Origin of the sequence: Streptomyces sp. NPDC048185, assembly GCF_043202495.1 — a bacterium.
Classification (GTDB): domain Bacteria; phylum Actinomycetota; class Actinomycetes; order Streptomycetales; family Streptomycetaceae; genus Streptomyces.
Map to the genome: position 1 here is coordinate 522,356 of NZ_JBIDAN010000005.1, position 20,604 is coordinate 542,959.

Here is a 20,604-nt window from a genome sequence, read left to right on the forward strand (position 1 = left end):
GCCACGACAGGGCCGCCGGCACGCAGGAGCAGCCGCACCCGGGCGAACCCGCAGGCCAGGGCGTGACCGTCGAGGGGTGCACTGCCGGTGCACCCCTCGACAGAAACTCCCTGACCGCCGCCGAACGCGCTTGTGTGGAAGCGGTCGGTTTCTGCCCGGCGTCCGGACGCCGCCGCCTACGTGTCCGTGTTCTCACCCGTGCTGGATTGGAGTCCCGTGCCTACCCCCGTGTCCCCGAGCACGCCGCGCGAGCGGAGCGCCGGCCGTGCCCTGGCCGTCGTTCTCGCGCTGCTGACCGTCTTCGGGCCGATCTCGATGGACCTCTACCTGCCGGCGCTGCCCGCCCTGACCGGTGAGCTGCACGCCTCGACGTCGGCCGCGCAGCTCACCGTCACGGCCTGCCTGCTGGGTCTGGCGTTCGGCCAGGTCGTCGCAGGTCCCCTGTCGGACCGGTTCGGCCGGCGCCGCCCGATGCTGGCCGGGGCCGCCGCCTACATCCTCACGTCAGTGCTGTGCGCGTTCAGCCCCAGCGTCGAGTCCCTGGTCGCCGCCCGCTTCGTGCAGGGCCTGGCCGGGGCGGTGGGCATCGTGATCGCCCAGGCCGCCGGCCGCGACCTGTACTCCGGCGGGAAGCTCGTGCGCTACTACGGGCGCCTGACCGTGATCGGCGGCCTCGCGGCGATCGTCGGCCCGGTCATGGGCGGCCAGCTCGCGGCGTTCACCGACTGGCGCGGCATCTTCGGCTTCCTCACCCTGCTCGGGGCCGTGATCCTCATCGCCTGCCTGACCGTCTTCCGCGAGACCCTGCCCCCGCAGGAGCGCACCGGCGGCGGGCCGGCCCGGAGCGGACACGACTTCCGTCGGCTGCTGTCCGACCGTCTCTTCGTCGGCGCGGTCCTGATCACCGGTTTCGTCAACGCGGCGCTGTTCGCCTACCTCAGCGGCGCCACCTACGTCCTGCAGGGCATCTACGGTCTCTCCCCGCAGGGCTACTCGTTCGCGTTCGGGCTGAACTCCGCCGGGTTCATGGTCTTCGGCTTCGTCGCGGGACGGCTCTCGGAGCGCTGGTCGGAGAAGGGCACCCTCGTCCTGGGCCTGGCCATGACCCTGCTGGGTGCGGCCGGTCTGCTCATGACCGCGGCACTGCACCTGCCGCTGGCCGCGATGGTGCTGTCCCTCTTCGTCATGGTCAGTGGTGTGGCAACCACCACCCCGCCCTCCACCTCACTGGCTCTCGCCCACTACCCGGAGATCGCGGGCACCGCCTCCTCGCTGCTCGGTATGGCGCGTTTCGCGTTCGGCGGGATCGCCGCCCCGCTCGTCGGTCTCGGCGGCGCCGCGACCGCGCTCCCGCTCGGCCTGGTCACCATCGCCTGCGCCGCGCTCGCGGTGCTCGTCCACGTCTTCGCCGTCCGCCCCCACACACGCGCCGCGCAGCACCTCGTCACCGGCGGTCAGCCCGTCGACCGGGTGACAGCCGCCTCCTGACACCCGTCACGCACGGCACGGGCAGGCACCCCTGCCCGCCCCCACCGAAAGGACAGACAGCATGCAGTACGCACATCTGGGACGCAGCGGTCTGAAGGTCAGCCGCCTCGCACTGGGCACCATGAACTTCGGGGACGTCACCGACGAGGCCGAGAGCTTCGCCATCATGGATGCCGCGCTGGAGGCAGGCATCAACCTGTTCGACACCGCCGACGTCTACGGCGGACCCCAGTCACCCGACATGGAGCAGGGCTACGGACTGTCGGAGGAGATCATCGGCCGCTGGCTCGCCCAGGCCGGGGGCCGCCGGGAGCAGATCGTGCTGGCGACCAAGCTCTACCAGCCGATGGGCACCGGCCCCAACGACAAGTACCTGTCCGCCTACAAGATCCGCAAGGCCGCCGAGGACAGCCTGCGCCGCCTCAAGACCGACCACATCGACCTGTACCAGATGCACCACATCGACCGCTCCACCCCGTGGGAGGAGATCTGGCAGGCGATGGAGCAACTGGTCAGCGAGGGCAAGGTGATCTACACCGGCAGCAGCAACTTCGCCGGATGGCAGATCGCCACCGCGCAGAACGCCGCGGCCGGCCGCCACTTCATGGGCCTGGTCTCCGAGCAGAGCCTGTACAACCTCACCGCCCGCACCATCGAACTCGAAGTGATCCCCGCGCTGCGCCACTACGGGATCGGCCTGCTCCCCTGGAGCCCGCTGGGCGGCGGCCTGCTCGGCGGAGTGCTGAAGAAGATCGAGGGCGGCCGCCGCACGACCCCCCACATGCAGCAGACCATCGAGCGGTACCGGCCGCAGCTGGAGGCGTACGAGACGCTGTGCGCCGACGTCGGCGAACAGCCCGCCGACGTCGCCCTGGCCTGGCTGCTGCACAACCCCGTCCTCACCGCCACGATCGTCGGCCCCCGCACCACCGATCAGCTGGCCAGGAACCTGCACGCGCCGGAGGTGACCCTGTCCGAGGACACGCTGCGCCGGCTCGACGACATCTGGCCCGGCCCCGGCGGGGAGGCCCCGGAGGCGTACGCCTGGTGACCAGGTCGCCGCGCCCCAGCTTCCCGCACAGGCCCACCGCCCCGATGAGGGCCTGGGACGCTCGCGGGGTGGCCTCACCAGCAAGATCCACCTAGCCGGAGAAGGCGGCGCCGCCCGCTAGGGTTCGTCATCACGCCAGGCCAGTGGGGAGATGCACCCCCGGTTGATCCCTGTGCTGGAAGAAATCCGCGTGCGCCGACTGGATGGTGGACGACCACGCACTCGGCCCGACCATGTCGGAGGAGATAGGGCGTACTCGTCCCGCCGCAACCGGCGTCACCTGCGCAGACGACCGATCAAGCACACCATCCCCGAACCAGGCAACCAGAAGGACAACCGCCGTCGCCGAGGCAGCGCCGGCGGCAGGCCGACAGGATTCGACCGTGGGATGTATCGCCGCAGGAATGAGGTTGAGCGAACGATCAATGCCCTCAAGGGCTTCCGCGCCGTGACCACGCGCTTCGACAAGCGGGCCTATGTGTTCCACGGCACGGTCGCTGTCGCCGCACTTCGCCTATGGCTGCGCTCCTGAACAGTGTCAGGGCGTCAACGGGCCGGACAGGATACGCAGTCCGGCCACCTGATCGCCGGTCCAGCTGAAGGCGGCGTCCGAGCTGCTCATCCGCCCCCACAGGAGCAGTACCAGCTGTTCCGCTGTCGCGGTGAGCGTGGCCACGGCAGTGCCGGGGCCGTACACCCAGGACGCCCCGGTGTCCGCCGCGTGCAGACGCAGGGCGCTCTGCGGACGCGGGGCCCGCCCCCGGGCTACTTGCCTTGGTGCCATCGTGTCGAAGACTTCGGCCACGCCTTCTCCAGCCAGGACCGGGTCGAGCGATCGGACGGTGCCCAGCGCGTTCTCGGCATCCCAGCGGTGAATCAGTGTCTCCAGCGCACGGCGTCGCTGCCAGAAGCCCACCGTATGCGGCGGATGGAAAGTCCAGGCGCTCATATTCGGGTCGGTGCGCAGGGTCTTGAGCAAGGTCGCTGAGCTCTCCTCGAACCACCGCAGAAACCCCTCGGGATCGCGCGGAGCCGAGCCGGCCTCGTGCTTGCCGTGCTGTTCAGCAACTGCGGCTGCCGCCCACAGGTTTGAACTGCCCAGGTGCTCGGCCAGATCACGGAGCGTCCACCCGCCGCAGTGCTCGACGGGTACAGACAGATCACCATCGAGGCATGCACGGAAGGCGTCGAGTTCGTCACGCAGGTGCTGCAGTAGAGATTCCGAGTCCATGACCAGCGAACCTAACCCAGCCCACGGACACTGCGCCCCGGCCCCGACCCGTCGGACAGACCCTAGCCCGGGGCGGCTGTCGGATCGGGGCGGTCGGAGATCGAGGCCGCGGTGAACATCGGCCGGCCCGGCCGTGTCATCACCGGTACGTCGCCGACTCCGACGCCTTCCACGAATTCGGTTGCGGCGGAGCCGGTGAGCCCGGTGAGGTACCTCCATGGACGGTGCCACGGAGCAAGCACGCCGGGCGAGGACAGGAAGAGACGGTGCGGCCACGGGACAACCGGCTCCCTGGCACGCCCTGGCGGTGCTCACGGCCCTGATGCTGGCGGTCTTCACCTTCAATACGGCGGAGAACCTGCCGGTCGGACTCTTGGAGCTCATCTCCGAGAGCGTTCAGGTGTCCCTGTCAGCGGTCGGTCTCCTCGTTACTGGTTATGGCGTGACGGTGGCCGTGGCGTCTGTGCCACTCGCCCACTTCGTGCGGGCCAAGCCCCGCCGCCACGTGCTCACGGGACTGCTTACCGCGCTGGTCGTGTCCAGTCTGGCTGCGGCGCTCGCCACCTCCTACGGGCTGCTCCTGGTGTCGCGGCTGCTGACGGCGCTTGCCCAGGCGCTGTTCTGGGCCGTGATGGGACCGGTCGCTGTGGGCCTGTTCGCGCCTGAGGCCCGCGGGCGTGTGGTGGGGGCGCTGTCCGTCGCCGGTTCGCTGGCCCTTGTGCTCGGTGTTCCTGCCGGGACCTGGCTGGGCCGGCGGAGCGGCTGGCAGGTGCCGGTCGCCGGGCTGGCGCTTCTGGGGCTCGTCTCTCTGGTGACAATCGCTGTTCTGCTGCCGACCTCGCGGCCGGAGGAAGAACCAGCCGCCTACGGAACGAGCCCCGACGCCCGCCGGTTCGCAACGGTGCTGGTGGCTGGGACTCTGTCTGCCACCGGGGCGTTCACTGGATATACGTACGTCGTGAAGTTTCTGGGTGACGTCAGCGGGTTCTCCCCGAACGTGGTCAGCGCCCTGTTCGTGGCTTTTGGCATCGCGTGTCTGGCCGGGGTGAGTATCACCGGGGCACTGCTCGACCGCTTCCCGCAGTCCATGCTGACCGCAGCCGTGTCCACACAGGCAGTGGGCATGCTTGGCCTGTACTCGGCTGGCACCGATCCGGTGGCCGCAGTGGTGTGCCTGGCGCTGATGGGCGGAGCGCTCGGGCCGGTCTTCATGACGACCCAGAACGCGATGCTGCACTGCGCACCTGGCCGCACAGACATCGCACTCGCCGCCAACTCCGGCGCCTACAACGCCGGCATCGCGGCAGGCGCTGCTCTCGGGGGACTGGTTCTGTCGCTGGCGGGCGTGCGGGACACTTTCTTGGCCGGCGGGCTGCTGACCGCCGGGGCCTGCGTGGTGCTCTTCAGTGGGCGGCTGCAGCGTTGCGGACCGAGGTCTGCCAGGTAGAACCGACGTGAAGTACGAGCTACGCCCAGGTGCTCGACCGCGCCGACGGCACCGGACGGCGCCGCCGGCCGTACGGAAACCTCCCGGGCAGGGAATTGGTACCGTACGACGTATGGAGAAGAAGGTGAGGCGTCCCCCGCGGGGAACGAGGAAGAGGGATGTGCCTCTGAGCGAGGCCGGGATCTACGCCGCCGCCCTGCGACTGATCGACGCGGACGGTGTCGAGGCGCTCACCATGCGCAAACTCGCCACCGAGCTCGACGCGAACCCGATGTCGCTGTACTACCACGTGCCGAACAAGGAAGCGGTCATGCGCGGCGTGACCACCATGGTCGGCGCCCAGTTCCGCACCGTGGCGCCTGAGGATGCTCCTTGGCAGGAGCGCATGCGCCTGCTCGCAGCCGACCTCAGAGCCCTGGCGCACCGTCACCCGGAACTGATGGCCTACTCGTTCAGCCGTCAGCCCGACTTCATCCAGCCCGACGACCCGTTCTGGACCGCGCTCACCGCCGCCGTGGAGGCTGCCGGAGTTCCGCAGTCAGAAGTCTCGGAGAACGCGGCGCTGATGGTCGCCGTCGTCATCGGTTTCCTCACCGCCGAACTCAACGGCTCGCTCCGCCGGTGGTCGACCCTCGAGCCTTCCGGCTCCGACGATCACGAACACGGTGGTGGGGACGCAGACCTTGACTCTGCGGACGTGACCTCTGCAGGCTCTGACCAGGACCAGATGTTCCGTCTCATGGTGGACACGTTGATCACAGGTCTGGAGAGCCGGCTCACCGGCGGTCGTGACGGCCGGGACGCCGGTCTGTGAGCCACGCATCCACAGCCCCCGCACGGCCGCGGCGCCACGGCCGGGTGACGCACGCCGGATGCCGGTGCATCCGGCGTGCGTCACAGGACGGCCGTCAGCGTAAGGGCGGGTCCACCGAGAAGCCGCTGGAGCCTACTCCGAGGCGTCTTCGACGCTGAGTCGCTGGGCGACCTGCTCAGCGGTGTGCTGACCCGTCAGGACGGCGCCGTTCATGGTTCCGACCCACTCGCCTGCGGTTTCGGTGCCAGACCAGTGGATACGCCCGTGAGGCTCGGTGAGGGCGCTGCCGTAGCTCACGGATGCGTAGGGAGCCACAGCGGGGTGTGGGCCACCAGGGGCGAACGGTTCTGTGCCCCAGCAGTGGTCGACGTAGTCAACGGGGGTGCTCGCCTGAGCGCCGTACAAGTCGACCAATTGCTGGATGACTCGGCTACGTCGGATCTCCGGGCTGAAGCCGTCGTACACACGAGGGGCACAGAAGACCATCAGGATGCCCGGTCCGTTGTCGGGCGACACGTCGAAGGTGATGAAGGCCGTCCCGGTGTCGGTCAGGGCCTCGCCCGAAAGTCCTTCAGCCCGCCAGAAGGGCTTCTCGTAGGCGACGAACGCCTTGCTCAGCGCGCCCATGGGCCACGTCCTCGTGAGCCCTTGGGTCTTCTCCGGCAGCGCCGGTTCGAACTCGATGTACGCACGGTGCTCGGGGGCCGCGGTGACGATGGCGTACTTGGCGCTGACGACAGCCGAGTCGGTACGGACCGTGACGCCGTCGTCGTCCTGGGAGATCCGGCGAACACGGGCGTCCACAACGACCCTGTCGCCGAGTTGCTCGGCGAGCCGGTTGGCGATCTCTTGAGTGGTTTCGGTGATCCGGTCCTGTTGCTGCCCGCCTTCGACGGCGAGCATGTGGTCGAGCCCTCCCACAGCTTGGATGTAACGCAGCACGTGCAGCAGCGACACGTCTCCCGGACTGCAGCCCCACTGCACCTTGCTGGCGATGGCCATCAGCGCACGCGTACTCGTCGCCGCCTCCTGCTGGTCGAGCCACTCGCCGAACGAGAGGGAGTCGATCTCGTCGGCGTTCGGGGACCTCCAGGCGGCGTCGACGTCGATGGTCGCCAGCAGCTCGTCCATCGCCACCTGGACGCGGCCCAGGTCCTCCAGGTCCACCGGTTCGACTGTCGGCAGGGTGCCCGTCCACGTGCGACGCTGCCCGGCCATCCACAGGACATTGAGACCTTCGTGGAACTGACTGGTCGTGGAACACCCCACACGCGCCGCGAGGTCACGGATCGCGGTGTGACGCTCGGCGACCCACGTCGCACCGAGGTCGACCTTGACCCCGGCCACCTCACCCGAGAACGAACGGCCGCCCACCCGGTCCCGCCCTTCCAGGACCAGGACGGACAGACCGCTGCTCGTGAGCCGCTCCGCGGCGCTCAGGCCGGCGAAGCCCGCACCGACGATCACGACATCGACTGATGCGGCTTCAGGGCCGCCCTTGATTTCCTCTTTCACGGTTTCCTCCTCCGCTCGGAAGCGTCTTTCCAGTGTTACCATACGTTGTATGGAAACGGCGAAGCGGCGCAACTGCGGCCCGCGCCTCACGGGCCTCGGCGGCGAGGAAGGGTGGTCGCCCGCACCGGATGCGATCCACGGGTCGGCGATCCCTGGCGGGGATCTCGGCACCCCAGGCCGCGGACGGCTTCTTCTGCCGTGTCAGGCCGTCGGAGCCCTCATGTAAACCCGCACGGGCAACGTACGTATCGCGTACGTTGCCCGTGCGAGTGGGCCGCCGGGTGGCAGGGCGCGTCGCTGGGAGGGCGCGCGGGACCGTGCCGCGAAGCAGGGTGCGGTGGTGCGAAATCAGCCCTCGGTGCGTTGTCCCGGCCGCTCCACGGCGAGTTCGGCGGGGACGTCGGTGTCGGGCCTGGGGTGATGGGGTGTGCGGGTGCCGGCGGCAGGTGCCGCGAGAACGGCCGTGGCGACGAACGCCAGGACCACGACCATCGCCGGACGCAGTCCGTAGTGATCGCCCAGGAAGCCGAGGGTGGGTGGCCCCACCAGGAACGCGATATAGCCGATCGTCGCCACGAGGCCGACCCGGGCGGTCTCGTCGGGCCCCGAGTCGCCCGCCGCCGACAGGGCCACCGGAAAGCCCAGGGACGCGCCCAGTCCCCAGAACAGGACGGCGGCCGCGGCCACGACGGCGTTGTCGGAGAAGATGACCAGGCACAGACCGATGGCCCCGGAGACCGCGCTGGCCCGCACGACGGTCGTCCGGCTGTGGCGATTGAGGAAGAACGTGCCGCCGAAGCGTCCCAGGGTCATCGCAGCGGCGAATCCCACGAAGACGAGCGAGCCGGCGGCGGCGTCGAGACCGTGGCCGTCGACCATGAGCAGCGGCAGCCAGTCGTTGGCGGCGCCCTCGGCGAGAGCCATGGCCAGGACGATGGCACCGATCATCAGAAGCCGCCGGTCCTTCCACACCTGCGGGCCCGCGGGCCGCGTGGAGTCCGAAGCGGGCGCCGCGGCACGGACCCCCGTCCCGGCGGGGACGGCGCCGATGGCGTACGCGAAGATCGCGGCCGTCACCGCGGCCACCGCCAGGAGGTGCCAGTGGGCGGGGAACGCCGCTGCGGTGGCCGCCATGCCGGCCAGGCCGCCGATGACAGTGCCCAGGCTGAAGCACCCGTGCAGCGTGGGCAGAACCGCCGTGCCGGTGATCCGTTCCACGTCGGCACCGTCCACATTGATCGCCACCTCGCCCGACCCGACCCCGAGGCCGAACACGCACAGCCCCGCCGTGACCAGGGGTGCGGAGCCGAGGGCGCTGCCCGCACCCACGACGACCACGCTCGCGATGACGAACAGTGTGGCGAGCGCCGTCACGGGCCTGGTCCCGAACCGCGACACGAAACGGCCGGAACAGAGGATGCCGGCCATCGAGCCGACGGACAGACCGAACAGCACCAGCCCCATCTGCCCCGTGGACACGCCCAGACGGTCACGGACGTCCGGGGTGCGCGTGATCCATGAGGACATGGCGATGCCGTTGAGGAAGAAGAAGAGGTACAGCGCCCGGCGGCGTCGGCGTACAGCACGGTCTGTCAAGGAAAGGCTCCGCCGGTGTTGGAGACAATGAGAGACAGGTAGGCGACGATCCCGCGTCACCCACCGAGTATGAACAAATGTACACACCCGGTCGGCGACCGAGAAGACAAGGCGGACAACGGCGATGGCAGGCAGCACTCGTGGCCCCAACGACCCCCGGCGCCGCGAACGCATCCTCGACGCCGCGCTCGACGTCATCGCAGAGCACGGCGCCATCAAGGTGACCTTCCGCAGGATCGCGGCGACGGCAGGCGTGCCGCTCGGGTCACTCACCTACTACTTCGACGACATGCAGCACCTGTTGACCGACGCTTTCACCCGGCTCGCGGAGACCGTCTCCACCCGCTACGGCGCCCTTCTGGAGGCCGCGCGGACCCGCAAGGAGGCCGAGGAAGCGGTCGTCGAGATCATCTGCGGCAAGGTCTGGGGGACCGACCGCAACCTCCTGCTCAGCTATGAGCTCTACGCCTTCGCCACCCGCCATCCCGAGGTGCGCGCCGTCATGCGCTCCTGGATGGAGGCCAGTCGCGACTCCCTGGCCAGGCACTTCGACCCGCTCACCGCACGGGCCCTGGACGCGCTGGTCGAGGGATTCTCCATCCACAACTCCGTCGACCTGCGGCCCACCGACCGCGAGGAGGTCGCCGCCGTCGTCCGTGCCGTCGTCGACAGGGACCGATGAACGGAAGCTGACAGGTGCCGGCGGTGGCTGCGTGGCGGGTCAGCTCGGCGGCCACGCGAGGGAAGCCGGCGGGCGGTCGGGGAGCAGGGCGCAGAACCGGGCTCAGGAGGAGGCGCGGGCGATGGTGCCCACGGTGAGCGTGGCCAGCATCTCCTGAAGGGCAGTCACGAAGTCCAGCCTGAACGCGGTGAGTGAGGGGTCGGCTTCGTAGGCGGCGAGCATCGAGGGGGAGGGCCGCGCGTGTGTCCACACGGCGCCGACGGCCATGATCATGGCTGCGGTCAACTGCGGTGCGGTGTTGCCCAGCTCAGGAAGATGCCGGCGGGCCAGTGCCGCGATGTCGGCCACGTTGGCCACGGCGGCGCGCTTGTAACGGGCGGCCACCTGCGGGGAAACGTTGTGTTCCAGTACGCCCGCCTGCGCGCTCAGCAGGTCGCACAAAACCCGGCGTTGGGCGAGTGAGTCCGCGATGACGGCGGCGAACTGCTCTGCACGCCGGCTCACCGGAGCGTCCTGGTCCGTGCCGGCGTCCACAAGGTCAGCCAGGTCGGCCACCCACTGCCGCCAGGCACGGTCGAGCAGCTCCAACAGGATCGCCTCACGCGATTCGAAATAGCGCAGCACATTGGACTTCGCCAGCCCGACGCGGCGGCTCAGCTCGTTCAGACTGAGCTCGCCGGTGGGCACCTCCTCGAGCATGGCGGCGGTGGTGTCGAGGATGGCCCGGCGTCGTACCTCACGCTGCTCCTCACTGCGTGCGCGCTGGAAGTTCGTCATGCCCCCACATTACAGACTGTCGGTCTTTTGACATCAGACCGGTGGTCTTCTACGTTGGAGTCGCAGCCGAACAGACCACCGGTCTGAAAAAAAGGGGGGGGGGCTGTAGTGAGCTCCCGCAGGCGTCGGTGCCGTGGTGTCAGGCCACGCTCACGGCGACCGAGTGCTCCGGCCCCGGTCGTCGCCGAAGCCGCCCTCGCCGAGGACCTTTTCTGCATGCTCTGCCGACTCAGCAGCACGAAACCGCGAGTTCCGCATGACCGAGCACCCATCGACGCATTCGAGGAGCGTGACGACGGTGAACCACTGGACTCCCGACGACATCCCCGATCAGACCGGCCGCACGGCGCTGATCACCGGCGCGAACGGCGGCATCGGACTCGAGACCGCCCGTGCGCTCGTCCGGCACGGGGCCCGCGTCATCCTGGCCGGCCGCAGCCGGACCAAGCTGGATCGGGCCGCGGAGGCTGTGCGCGCCGCGACCCCCGAGGCCAAGACGGACACGCTCGTGCTCGACCTCTCCGACCTCTCCTCCGTCCGCGCCGCAGCCACCCGAATCGCCGAGACCGAGACGATCGACCTGCTCCTCAACAACGCCGGCGTGATGAACCTGCCCGAGCGGCGGACCACCCACGACGGCCTCGAGATGACGGTCGGCACCAACCACCTGGGCCACTTCGCCTTCGACGCCCAGGTCTGGCCCGCCGTGCGCCGCTCGTCCGCACCTCGCGTGATCACCGTCAGCGCCATCGCGGCACGGTGGCCCATGGGCAGGCTGGACGACCTGATGAGCGAGAAGAGCTACCGCGCCATGGGCGCCTACGCCAAGTCCAAGCGTGCCAACATCGTCTACACCCTCGAACTCGCGCGCCGCACTGCACGCAGCCCCGTCAAGGCGCTCGTCGTCCACCCGGGCGCGGCGATGACCGGTCTGCAGCAGCACGGCAACAGCGCTCTGAGCCGCGTGGTCACCTCGATCGCCGCACGCCTGCTCATGGGCTCGGCCGAGGGTGCGGCGTGGCCCTCCCTGTACGCGGCGACCAGCCCGACCGTCCAGTCGGGCCGGTTCATCGGCCCCGCCGGACGGGACCAGACCACCGGCACCCCCAAGCCCGCCAGGCTTCCCGCAGCCGCCGACGACCCCGCGGAGGGCAGGCGGCTGTGGGCGGCGAGCGAGCAGCTCACAGGTGTCCCCTTCGACCTCGAACACGAGGCCGCCGTGTAGGGTCCGTCTTCGCAAGCCGCCAGACGGTAGGTCACGGTGGCGTGTTGCGCCGTCAGGAACTCACCGGTGATGAATGTCTGCGCACGGCCGGTCTGCGGTACGACGGCGTCTGCGCCCGGCCGCTGTCCGAGCGCATCCGGTGCAGGGACGTCGGCGAGCTTCGATCGCGAGGTGCGGCCGGCGCCGTCGACGACGCGGGCCGCACCGTCACCCGCCGCTGACCGCTGTCCGACGCGAGACGGGTGGCAGGCCGGCAACGACGGTGACCCCTCCACCGTGTACGACCACGCCGCACCGGTTCGGCCGGCCGGCGCCCGCATCGCGCGGGCCGTACGTCCGCCCGGCATGTGAACGCCCCGCCCCCGGCAGGTGGCGGCCCCGTATGCTGCACGCCGTCCGGCGCACCGCCAGCAGGAGGGAATCCCCCCATCGTGTTCTCGCAGACCCCCGTCTACGACCGCCTCGTCGCCGAACGCGGCGACATCCCCGTCCAGGTCCGCGGCGAAGCCGACCGGATACACCGCGACCTCGCCCACGTACTGCGTCAGACGTCCACCGCCCAGCCGGAAACGCCACGAAGCGCCTTCGAACCGAAGCAGCCTCCCACCGCCCTGTAGCGGCCCAGGGCCCGCGGCGCGGGCCAGTACGGAGAAGACGAGTTCGTCGCCTGTAACACGCTGCCGGACCCCGTCCAGAACGCTGTCCATGGCCGACAGCGCGATCCCCGTCGCGATGCAGTCGTGGACGAGCGCCGCACCGTCCACGCCGACAGCGCCGGTCCGCGCCCGCATTTTTCTCGGGCCGCAGGCCCAGCCGCGCCAGGGGACGCAGGCCGGCCGGTGCGGGAGGCGGGGGTCTGTGCCCGTCGCGGAGTAGCCCCGTCGGCTTCGTCCAGTGCCCCTCCGAGGCGGCTGCAGCGGACGGAACGCAGCCGGCCGGCACCCGCACCGCGCAGGTCGGGCGATCCCGCAGGTGATGCTTGATCCCGCTCACGGTTTCGGCCTGTGAGCCACGAGGGTTGCATCCGGGCCGGCCGACGCCGGGGGCCGACGGGTCACTCTCGCGTGCCCGCCAGCTCCACCGCCCTGCGGCGCAGGGCGAGGCCGGCCGGAGCGACCGCCGAGACCACCGCGAGCACCGCGCAGGCGCCCAGCGCCGCCCCGAGCGTCCCCCACGGGATCTCGATGGACGTCCACACCGAGAGCAGGCCCAGCGCGCTCCACATGCCCACCAGGTTGAGGCCGGCGACCAGCGCTCCCAGCAGTCCGCCGACCATGACCACCATCAGCGCCTCGGCGCCCACCAGCCGCAGCACCTGCCACCTGGTGGCGCCGGCCAGCCGCAGCACGGCGAGCTCGCGAACCCGGTCGGAGGTCGCCATGACCATCGTGTTGGCCAGCGAGATGCCGGTGTACAGGAGAGCGATTCCGAGGACCAGGACAAACCCCATCCGGGTCGTCCGGTTGGTCTCGGGATACGTCGCCCGCACCCAGGCTTGCCTGTCGAGCACCTCCCCGCCCGACGCCCGCACCGCCTGACGCAGACCGGCGGCCACGGTGCTCGCGCCGGCACCGTGCGCGAGGCGTACGTCGACCCGGTCGACGGGCGCGGCGGGGGCGTTGCGCGGGGTGACGTAGACGCCGTTGTTGCCGGTGCCGACCGTCATGACCGCGGCGATCTTCAGGGACGTCCTCGTGCCGTCGCCGAGCCACACGTCCACCCGCTCGCCCACGGTGTGCCGCTCCCACTCCTCGTTGACGATGATCGAGTCGTCGTCCAGATCGCCCACCTTCCCCGCGGCGAGCGGGAGACGGGCCGTTGCCGCGAGCGGTTCCGGCTCGGCGGCCCTGGCGTCGGACTTGATGAGCGCCACGCCGTCCTCCAGGACGTACACCGCGCTCGACGAGCTCGGCGAGACCTCCGCGCCGGACACGGCTCGAAGCCGCCGCAGCGTCGCCTCGTCGAAACCGGCGTCGCCCGCCGGAGTGACCACGAAGTCGGCGGCCGTCCGCTCGCGCACCTCGGTGGCCTTCGCCTCGTCGAGGGTGGCGGTGGCGCCGAGCAGCGAGCCCGCCAGCGCGACCGTGACCAGTACGGGCGCTGCGACGGCGGCCGTGCGGCGCACCCCGGTGGCGGCGTTCTCCCGCACCAGCATCCCGCCTGCGCCCGGCAGTCGGGCCGGCAGCCAGGCGATCAGCCGGGCCAGTGGCCGCACCAGCACCGGCGCGAGCAGCGCGGCCGCGGTGATGAGCAGCATCGGCCGGCTCACATAGGTCTTGCGGTGCAGCAGGTCGCCCGGGTTCGTCGCCAGGACCAGAGCCAGGGTCGTCACGGCGGTGATCAGCAGGGCCGAGCCGAACAGCCGGCGGCCCCATGTCATCGGCCGGGTGTCGACGGACGCCTCGCGCAGTGCCTCGGCGGGACCGGTGCGCCCGGCCCGCCCGGCCGCGGCCAGGACGCCGCACAAGGTCACGAACAGGCCCGTCCAGAAAGCCACATGGTAGGGCCACGTGTAGTCGCCGATGGTGAACCAGTGGGGCGCGAGGCTCTCGTCGACCGCCCACTCGGCGAGCTCGGGAGCCCCGTAGGAACCGAGCACACAGCCGGCGGCCGAGGCGAGCACACCGACCGCGAGCGCCTCGTGCACGACCATGCGGCGGATCTGGCCCGGGGTCGCCCCGGCGGTGCGCAGCAGCCCGAACTCGCGGCGCCGTTGGGCCACCGCGAACGCGAAGGTCGAGGCCACCACGAACACCGAAACGAACCCGGTGACGCCGCCGGCCGTGCCGAACATGGCGTTCATCGCGGTGAGGGCCTCACTGTCCCGGTCGGGGTCGGCGTCGGCATACCGGCGCTCGTCCCCGGTGAGGACCTGGACGCCTGCACTGTCGCTCACCACGTCGCGCACGGCCGCCGCATCGGCGTCGACCACGAGCTGGAGGCTGCGCGGCGACAGTTCGGCGGCGCGGGTGTCGGTGTAGAACACGGCGTTCTCGAAACCGAGACCGGAGGCGGTGCCGACAACACGCACCGTGCCGCCGTCGGTTCGCACCCCGGTGCCCGGACGGGCCCAGTCACCGCTGACGACGACCTCGTCCGCGGCCTCGGGCGCGCGTCCCGCGTCGAGGTGGTACGGCGCGAAGGCCGCCGTGGACCACGGGTGGCCCACCAGATCGTCGGGCCCGCCCTCGGCCCGCACGGCGAACGACCGGTCCTCGACGACGGCCCCGAGGCCGCGCAGCTTCGCTACCGTGTCCGGGGGCACCGCACGCGGCTGCGCGAGCTTCTGGGTGCGGTCGCCGATCGAGGTGGGTACCACGAGGGTGTCCTGGCCCTTGACGACGACCGCCGCGGCGGCGAACCGCTCCGGCCCCCGGTCGGGAGCGTCCAGCGAGGACGCCAGGGCCAGCCCCATCACGGCGATCAGCGCCACACCCAGGGAGAGGGCGACGAAGCTGCCGACGAAGGTGACCCAGCGGGTGCGCAGGGTGCGCAGCGTGGTGCTCAGCACGGCGCCTCCTCGAGCTTGGTCATGCGCGCCGCGATGTCCTCGGCACGGGCGCCGACCAGCTCACCGTCGACCCGGCCGTCGACGAGGAAGACGACGCGGTCGGCGTAGGAGGCGGCGACGGGGTCATGGGTGACCATGACGATCGTCTGGCCGTCCCGGTCGACCATGCCGCGCAGCAAGGTCAGCACCTCGCGGCCGGTCTGCGAGTCGAGCGCGCCGGTCGGCTCGTCGCCGAACAACACTTCGGGACGGGTGATCAGGGCGCGGGCCAGAGCGACCCGCTGCTGCTGACCGCCGGACATCTCCGACGGCCGGTGCCGCGCCCGGTCGCCGAGCCCGACCTGTCCGAGCACCTCGCGCACCTGGACCTTCTTCGGGCGGCGGCCGGCCAGCCGCAGCGGCAGAGCCACGTTCTGCTCGGCGGTCAGCGAGGGCAGCAGGTTGAACGCCTGGAACACGAAGCCGATGCGCTCGCGGCGCAACAGGGTCAGCTTGGTCTCGCTCAGCCCGGTCAACTCGGTGTCGCCCACGGTGACCGAGCCCGACGTCGGCCGGTCCAGGCCCGCGGCACACTGCAGCAGGGTCGACTTGCCGGACCCGGACGGGCCCATCACGGCGGTGAACGTCCCCCTCGGGAAGGCGAGCGATACCTCGTCGAGGGCGGTGACGGACGTACCGCCCGAGCCGTACCGCCGGGTCACGGAGCGCAATCGGATCGCGTCACTGCTCATTGGGTTCCCCACCAGTACCTGCTCCTCAGTCCGTTGTGTCCTCCACGAAACCGCGGAAGTACCGCGTGACGCAGTACGGCACGAAGGAGACTTGGGGTAGTGCCAGGCATACCCCCGCTACGGACCCTGGACCGATGGCACCGGACCGGTGGGACCCCTTACGGTCATGCACATGCACCCTCGGAACGTGTGGCAGGCCATGTCCCGACCGGGCTTCCTGCTGTCGGTCTGGCCCTGGCGCGCCGCTGCCTATCTGCTCACCGGCGCGGTGACCGGTGTCGCCGCCTTGGTGGGGATCGTGACGCTGGCAGTCGTCTGCGGTGCGCTCGCCATCGTCCTGGTGGGGCTGCCCCTGCTCGTCCTGGTCGCCCTCAGCGGGATCCCCGTGGCCCGGGTGGAGCGGAGCAGGCTGCGCCTGATCGACCACCACCCGGCGGCCGGCCGGCACCAGGTGCCGCCCGCGCCGGGACTGTGGGCGTGGGTGACCACCCGGCTACGCGAACAGGGCACCTGGCGGGAGCTCGGCTACGTGCTGCTGCTCGCCGGGCTGCTGTGGCCGGTCGACGCCCTGGCGATCACGGTCGCCCTGCTCTTCCCGCTGTCCATGGTCGCCACCCCGCTGCTGATGGCCACGGTCGGCGACGGCCACGAGGCGAAGGTGCTCAAACAGTGGACGGTCACCACCTGGCCGGGCGCGTTCGGCGTCGCCGTACTGGGCCTGCTCCTGATGGGCCTGGGCGCATACGTACTCGGCGCCGCGGCGGGCGCCCGCGCAGAGCTGGCTCGGCTGCTGATCGCCTCCCGCGAGGGCGAGCTCAACGCCAAGGTAGTCGAACTGGCCCGCTCCCGGGCCCGGTTGGTGAACGCCTTCGAAGCCGAACGGCGCCGCATCGAGCGGGACCTGCACGACGGCGCCCAACAGCGCCTCGTGGCCCTGACGTTGATTCTCGGACTGGCCCGCCTCGATGCCCCGCCCGGCCCGCTCGCCGACCAGCTCACCAAGGCCCACGAGGAGGCGGGCGAGGCGCTCGCGGAACTGCGCGGGCTCATTCAGGGCATCTACCCGAAGGTCCTCACGGACTACGGTCTTCAGGCCGCGATCGCCGACGCCGCCGACCGCTGCGTGGTCCCCGTCGACGTCGACCTCGAACTGCCGGGCCGGCCGACCGAGGCGGTCGAGTCCGCGGCGTACTTCGTCATCTGTGAGGCGCTGGCCAACGTCGCCAAGCACAGCGGGGCAGACCGCGCACAGGTGAGCGGCGGCCATCGCGACGGACGCCTGTTCCTCGAAGTGCGCGACGACGGCTGCGGTGGCGCGGACCCCTCGGCGGGCAGCGGCCTCACCGGTCTCGCGGACCGGGTGTCTGTCCTGGATGGCAGACTTGCCCTGACCAGTCCGCCGGATGGACCGACTCTGTTGCGTGTGGAGTTTCCTTGCGAGTTGACCAAGGCGGGCGACCGCTCCGCGTAGTGCTGGCCGAAGACAGCGTGCTGCTGCGGGAAGGACTCGTCGGCCTGCTCGGCCGCTGCGGCCACGAGGTGGTGTCGGCCGTCGGGGACGCGCAGGCACTGATGTCCGCTGTCGAGGAGCATGCTCCCGACATCGTGGTGACGGACGTACGCATGCCGCCCGGTTTCCAGGACGAAGGGCTGCACGCGGCCGTGCGGCTGCGCGAGAAACGCCCCACACTCCCGGTCCTGGTCCTCAGTCAGTACGTGCAGCGGACGTACGCCGCCGAACTCCTGGACTCCGGCGACGGAACAGGCGTCGGTTATCTGCTCAAGGACCGAGTCGGCCAGGTCGAAGAGTTCGTGGAGGCGCTGCACGAAGTGGCGGACGGCGGGACGGTGGTCGACCCCGAGGTGGTGCGCCAGTTGCTGCGCCGCCGCCGCGATCCGCTGGAGCAGCTCACCCCGCGCGAACGCGAGGTGCTGGCACTGATCGCCGAAGGCAGGTCCAACGGCGCGATCGCCAAAGAGCTGGTGGTTTCGGAAGCGGCGGTCGGCAAGCACATCGGCAACATCCTCACCAAGCTGGACCTGCCGCCGACGGACAAGACCCACCGAAGGGTCCTCGCCGTCCTCACCTACCTGCGGGCCTGACCCATCGAGGGCCGGTCGCGCACCGTCGGTGCGGCGGCGTGCGGTCCGGCGCGCCCGTCGCTCAAGTGCGGGAGCGTGTCGGGGGTCGGCGGTCTACGCGGTAGAGGGCGAAAGAACTGCCTGGCCACGACTTCGCCCGTTCGCCGGCGACCCGCTCACCGGCCGCATCCGGCTCGCCTGGAACCGGGCCGCGGTCTCCGAGCGGCGCGCCGCCCTGCTCCACCGGGCCGCGGCACGTGCCTACCTCGACAGCGTCCCCAACAACACCTTCTACCGCACCTGGTGGGAACCGCGCCCGGAGCTCCACCCGTCCCTGGACTGAGCGCACCGGGCAGGCAGCGGAAGTGCGGCCTTCGCAGTGCCGGACGACATCTGAGAACCACGTGGACGCCGACGGCCGCCGCCGCCCGTTGGCAGTCGGACGGGAAGCGTGTTAGTCGCCGGCGAAGGCGGTCGCGGCCGCCGATCGCTGCTGCCAGGGTGTGCTCATGAAGACGACACCGGATGGACGGCCGATCCCGCCCGCGCATGCGGACGAACGAGCCATGCTGGAAGCATGGCTGGACTTTCACCGGGCGACTCTCGCCCTGAAGTGTTCGGACCTGCGAGATGATCAACTACGGCTTGCTGCAGCGTCACCGTCGTCGATGACGCTGCTCGGTCTCGTTCAGCACATGGCCGTGGTGGAGCGCAACTGGTTCCAGAGTGTGTTCGCAGGTCTGACCGTGTTGCCGGTCTTCGGGGAGGGCAACCCTGACGGCTTCGTACTCGAGCCGGAACGAGGACTCGACGAGGTGACGGCTGCCTGGCAAGCGGAGATCGTCCGAGGGCGTGAGCTGATCGCTGATGCGTCGCTGGACGACTCCGGCCGCTTGTCCGCGCAGGAGGCGAGTCAGGTCGGCGATCAGGGAATCTCCCTGCGCTGGATCATGGTGCACATGATCGAGGAGTACGCACGTCACAACGGTCATGCCGATCTCCTCCGCGAGCAGATCGACGGAGTCACCGGCGCCTGAAAGCAGACCGACGTCCTGGCGGCGGCCGCCGCAAGGGTGTTGCGGAAGGCCACGTGATCGCTGTCTTTCCGCAACACCCTTCAGGGCCGCGCAAGGTGGGCCGGGCGCCGTCGGCGTCGGGCCCGCAGGCCTGGGGGAGCCGGTCCGTGGTCGGATCGGCTCCCTCTTCCGGTCGGCCGGGTCAGCAGCCGATCGGTGACGAGCCGACGGCCACGTCGTCGAACCACAGCGTGTCGTCGCCCGTGCCGTAACTCTCCCACCCGAGGCGGAAGGCGGTCGGACGGGGCGGGGTGGCGCGGGCGAGCCACTGCTGGTCGACGTCATGGTCGGGAGTGCCGTCGGCGTGCAGGCCCGGGACCTGTTCGTCGCCGAGCCACGTGTCGAGCTTGGGTGCGGACGTGTCGACAGCGAACCGCAGACACTGCCAACTGCCGGTCGGCAGGGGCCTGCTCAGCGCCACGCCTGCCGGGCTCTGCGCGGGCAGGGTGGCGTCATCGGTCTCCCGGTTCCACTGCAGGGCGCCGTTCTGACCCCCGACGCGCAGGCTCCGCCCGCCCTGGGAGGAGTCGGGCATGGAGACGAACGTGACGTGGGCGGCGGGCAGCGCGGTGGTGTGCCGTACCCACAACCGTACGTACATCACCGGGCCGACGGAGGACAGATCGGCGGTGGCGGCCACGAAGGCGTGGTTGCAGTAGCCAGCCCTGCCGTCGACCCGCAGCGACCGGCCGCCGCTGTGCGCGACCGCGGTGTCGACGGCGGCCGTGCCCGCGCCCTGGCAGTCGGGTGCGGTGAAACGCCATGCGCCGGACGGGGCGGGGCCGGCCTGGTCCTCGAAGTCCGAGCAGATCACGGCCGCACCGCAGTCCTCGCTCGGCGGCGGGGTGGTGGGGGGCGGTGTCGTCGGGGGAGGGGTGGTGGGCGGAGGGGTACCGGTGCCGCCGCACGACACGCCGTTGAGGGCGAAGTCCTCCGGTGCGGGGGCGGAGGAGCGCCAGGTGCCCTGGACACCGAAGTCGGCGGTGCCACCCGTGGCCAGCGAGCCGTTCCAGTCGGTGTTCACGGCGACGACCGAGCTACCGGTCTGGGTGACGGTGGCGTTCCACGCCGAGGTCACCTGCTGGTCACCGGCGTAGGTCCAGGTCAGACGCCAACCCGTGACGCTGGGGCCGAGGTTGGTGACCTTCACCTGTGCCGTGTAGCCGCCCGCCCACTGGTTCACGATGTAGTCGACCCGGCAGCCGGACTCCGCGCCGCTCGCGGACAGGACGGTGAAGCCGGACGCGAGGAGCGCCACGGTCGTGAGGAACACCGCGGCCGTCCAGGGACGGTGCGGGCGGCGCGGTAAGCGCCGGAGAAAGGTGGGCATGGGTACCTCCGGTGGGGCGAAGGGGCGGGAGGGAGGAGCGCCCCCTCC

Annotated in this window: 18 protein-coding genes and 1 pseudogene; 12 read left to right on the forward strand and 7 right to left on the reverse strand. The window is 70.7% G+C overall.

Annotated elements, in window-relative coordinates; translation table 11 throughout:
- Positions 1-228 precede the first annotated feature (228 nt).
- The 3 genes and pseudogenes from ACGF3H_RS18485 to ACGF3H_RS18495 all read left to right on the forward strand — a co-directional run.
- The gene (locus ACGF3H_RS18485) at positions 229-1,488 is read left to right on the forward strand and encodes a multidrug effflux MFS transporter (RefSeq protein ID WP_362495007.1); all 1,260 of its coding nucleotides are present in this window, start codon (positions 229-231) and stop codon (positions 1,486-1,488) included.
- A gap of 61 nt (positions 1,489-1,549) precedes the next feature.
- Positions 1,550-2,539 (forward strand): aldo/keto reductase, encoded by a 990-nt coding sequence (locus tag ACGF3H_RS18490; protein WP_362495005.1) that lies wholly within the window; start codon positions 1,550-1,552, stop codon positions 2,537-2,539.
- Between the two features lie 31 nt (positions 2,540-2,570).
- Positions 2,571-3,071: pseudogene (locus tag ACGF3H_RS18495) on the forward strand (IS5 family transposase); the annotation flags it as partial.
- Between the two features lie 6 nt (positions 3,072-3,077).
- On the opposite strand, the gene ACGF3H_RS18500 reads toward ACGF3H_RS18495, so the two are convergent.
- A complete protein-coding gene (locus ACGF3H_RS18500) occupies positions 3,078-3,770 on the reverse strand; it encodes a maleylpyruvate isomerase family mycothiol-dependent enzyme (RefSeq protein WP_362495003.1) in 693 nt (230 codons plus the stop codon).
- A gap of 322 nt (positions 3,771-4,092) precedes the next feature.
- Here ACGF3H_RS18500 and ACGF3H_RS18505 point away from each other — a divergent pair, with 322 nt between their 5' ends.
- Both ACGF3H_RS18505 and ACGF3H_RS18510 read left to right on the forward strand, forming a co-directional pair.
- Entirely contained in the window at positions 4,093-5,217 is a 1,125-nt protein-coding gene (locus ACGF3H_RS18505) for an MFS transporter (protein ID WP_362495217.1), read from the forward strand.
- Between the two features lie 112 nt (positions 5,218-5,329).
- Entirely contained in the window at positions 5,330-6,031 is a 702-nt protein-coding gene (locus tag ACGF3H_RS18510; protein ID WP_362495001.1) for a TetR/AcrR family transcriptional regulator, read from the forward strand.
- 132 nt (positions 6,032-6,163) lie between these two features.
- Here ACGF3H_RS18510 and ACGF3H_RS18515 read toward each other — a convergent pair whose 3' ends face one another.
- Together ACGF3H_RS18515 and ACGF3H_RS18520 are read right to left on the reverse strand one after the other, a co-directional pair.
- Positions 6,164-7,546, reverse strand: a complete 1,383-nt coding sequence (locus ACGF3H_RS18515; RefSeq protein ID WP_362494999.1) for an FAD-dependent oxidoreductase — start codon at positions 7,544-7,546, stop codon at positions 6,164-6,166.
- 348 nt (positions 7,547-7,894) lie between these two features.
- On the reverse strand, positions 7,895-9,142 hold the full coding sequence (locus ACGF3H_RS18520) for an MFS transporter (protein WP_393816505.1): 1,248 nt from the start codon (positions 9,140-9,142) through the stop codon (positions 7,895-7,897).
- Positions 9,143-9,266: 124 nt separating this feature from the next.
- On the opposite strand from ACGF3H_RS18520, the gene ACGF3H_RS18525 reads away from it, so the two are divergent.
- Positions 9,267-9,824: a TetR family transcriptional regulator gene (locus tag ACGF3H_RS18525; RefSeq protein WP_362494993.1), complete on the forward strand. Its 558-nt coding sequence runs from the start codon at positions 9,267-9,269 to the stop codon at positions 9,822-9,824.
- Positions 9,825-9,926: 102 nt separating this feature from the next.
- Here the strand turns inward: ACGF3H_RS18525 and ACGF3H_RS18530 are convergent, their stop codons facing one another.
- Entirely contained in the window at positions 9,927-10,601 is a 675-nt protein-coding gene (locus ACGF3H_RS18530) for a TetR family transcriptional regulator (protein ID WP_362494990.1), read from the reverse strand.
- 298 nt (positions 10,602-10,899) lie between these two features.
- On the opposite strand from ACGF3H_RS18530, the gene ACGF3H_RS18535 reads away from it, so the two are divergent.
- The 3 genes from ACGF3H_RS18535 to ACGF3H_RS18545 all read left to right on the forward strand — a co-directional run bounded on the left by ACGF3H_RS18535 (position 10,900) and on the right by ACGF3H_RS18545 (position 12,443).
- A complete protein-coding gene (locus tag ACGF3H_RS18535; protein WP_362494987.1) occupies positions 10,900-11,826 on the forward strand; it encodes an oxidoreductase in 927 nt (308 codons plus the stop codon).
- Between the two features lie 44 nt (positions 11,827-11,870).
- The gene (locus tag ACGF3H_RS18540) at positions 11,871-12,047 is read left to right on the forward strand and encodes a hypothetical protein (protein ID WP_362494984.1); all 177 of its coding nucleotides are present in this window, start codon (positions 11,871-11,873) and stop codon (positions 12,045-12,047) included.
- Positions 12,048-12,257: 210 nt separating this feature from the next.
- Positions 12,258-12,443, forward strand: coding sequence for a hypothetical protein (locus ACGF3H_RS18545; RefSeq protein WP_362494982.1), 186 nt, complete (start codon positions 12,258-12,260; stop codon positions 12,441-12,443).
- A gap of 437 nt (positions 12,444-12,880) precedes the next feature.
- Here ACGF3H_RS18545 and ACGF3H_RS18550 read toward each other — a convergent pair whose 3' ends face one another.
- On the reverse strand, positions 12,881-15,337 hold the full coding sequence (locus ACGF3H_RS18550; RefSeq protein ID WP_362494979.1) for an ABC transporter permease: 2,457 nt from the start codon (positions 15,335-15,337) through the stop codon (positions 12,881-12,883).
- Entirely contained in the window at positions 15,331-16,068 is a 738-nt protein-coding gene (locus ACGF3H_RS18555) for an ABC transporter ATP-binding protein (RefSeq protein ID WP_362494977.1), read from the reverse strand. The genes ACGF3H_RS18550 and ACGF3H_RS18555 overlap by 7 nt, the downstream gene beginning before the upstream one ends.
- A gap of 199 nt (positions 16,069-16,267) precedes the next feature.
- Here ACGF3H_RS18555 and ACGF3H_RS18560 point away from each other — a divergent pair, with 199 nt between their 5' ends.
- The 3 genes from ACGF3H_RS18560 to ACGF3H_RS18570 all read left to right on the forward strand — a co-directional run bounded on the left by ACGF3H_RS18560 (position 16,268) and on the right by ACGF3H_RS18570 (position 19,187).
- Positions 16,268-17,539, forward strand: coding sequence for a sensor domain-containing protein (locus ACGF3H_RS18560; RefSeq protein ID WP_362495214.1), 1,272 nt, complete (start codon positions 16,268-16,270; stop codon positions 17,537-17,539).
- On the forward strand, positions 17,539-18,171 hold the full coding sequence (locus ACGF3H_RS18565; protein ID WP_362494974.1) for a response regulator transcription factor: 633 nt from the start codon (positions 17,539-17,541) through the stop codon (positions 18,169-18,171). Before ACGF3H_RS18560 ends, ACGF3H_RS18565 begins: the two co-directional genes overlap by 1 nt.
- Before the next feature lie 488 nt (positions 18,172-18,659).
- The gene (locus ACGF3H_RS18570) at positions 18,660-19,187 is read left to right on the forward strand and encodes a DinB family protein (protein ID WP_362494971.1); all 528 of its coding nucleotides are present in this window, start codon (positions 18,660-18,662) and stop codon (positions 19,185-19,187) included.
- A gap of 181 nt (positions 19,188-19,368) precedes the next feature.
- On the opposite strand, the gene ACGF3H_RS18575 is transcribed toward ACGF3H_RS18570, so the two are convergent.
- Entirely contained in the window at positions 19,369-20,556 is a 1,188-nt protein-coding gene (locus ACGF3H_RS18575) for a cellulose-binding domain-containing protein (protein ID WP_362494968.1), read from the reverse strand.
- Positions 20,557-20,604 lie beyond the last annotated feature (48 nt).

Bases quoted from the DNA above. Each gene is read 5' to 3' on its own strand.
- ACGF3H_RS18490 (WP_362495005.1), top strand. From the start codon at position 1,550: ATGCAGTACGCACATCTGGGACGCAGCGGTCTGAAGGTCAGCCGCCTC.
- ACGF3H_RS18500 (WP_362495003.1), bottom strand. From the start codon at position 3,770: ATGGACTCGGAATCTCTACTGCAGCACCTGCGTGACGAACTCGACGCC.
- ACGF3H_RS18505 (WP_362495217.1), top strand. From the start codon at position 4,093: ATGCTGGCGGTCTTCACCTTCAATACGGCGGAGAACCTGCCGGTCGGA.
- ACGF3H_RS18510 (WP_362495001.1), top strand. From the start codon at position 5,330: ATGGAGAAGAAGGTGAGGCGTCCCCCGCGGGGAACGAGGAAGAGGGAT.
- ACGF3H_RS18525 (WP_362494993.1), top strand. From the start codon at position 9,267: ATGGCAGGCAGCACTCGTGGCCCCAACGACCCCCGGCGCCGCGAACGC.
- ACGF3H_RS18530 (WP_362494990.1), bottom strand. From the start codon at position 10,601: ATGACGAACTTCCAGCGCGCACGCAGTGAGGAGCAGCGTGAGGTACGA.
- ACGF3H_RS18555 (WP_362494977.1), bottom strand. From the start codon at position 16,068: ATGAGCAGTGACGCGATCCGATTGCGCTCCGTGACCCGGCGGTACGGC.
- ACGF3H_RS18560 (WP_362495214.1), top strand. From the start codon at position 16,268: ATGTCCCGACCGGGCTTCCTGCTGTCGGTCTGGCCCTGGCGCGCCGCT.
- ACGF3H_RS18570 (WP_362494971.1), top strand. From the start codon at position 18,660: ATGAAGACGACACCGGATGGACGGCCGATCCCGCCCGCGCATGCGGAC.
- ACGF3H_RS18575 (WP_362494968.1), bottom strand. From the start codon at position 20,556: ATGCCCACCTTTCTCCGGCGCTTACCGCGCCGCCCGCACCGTCCCTGG.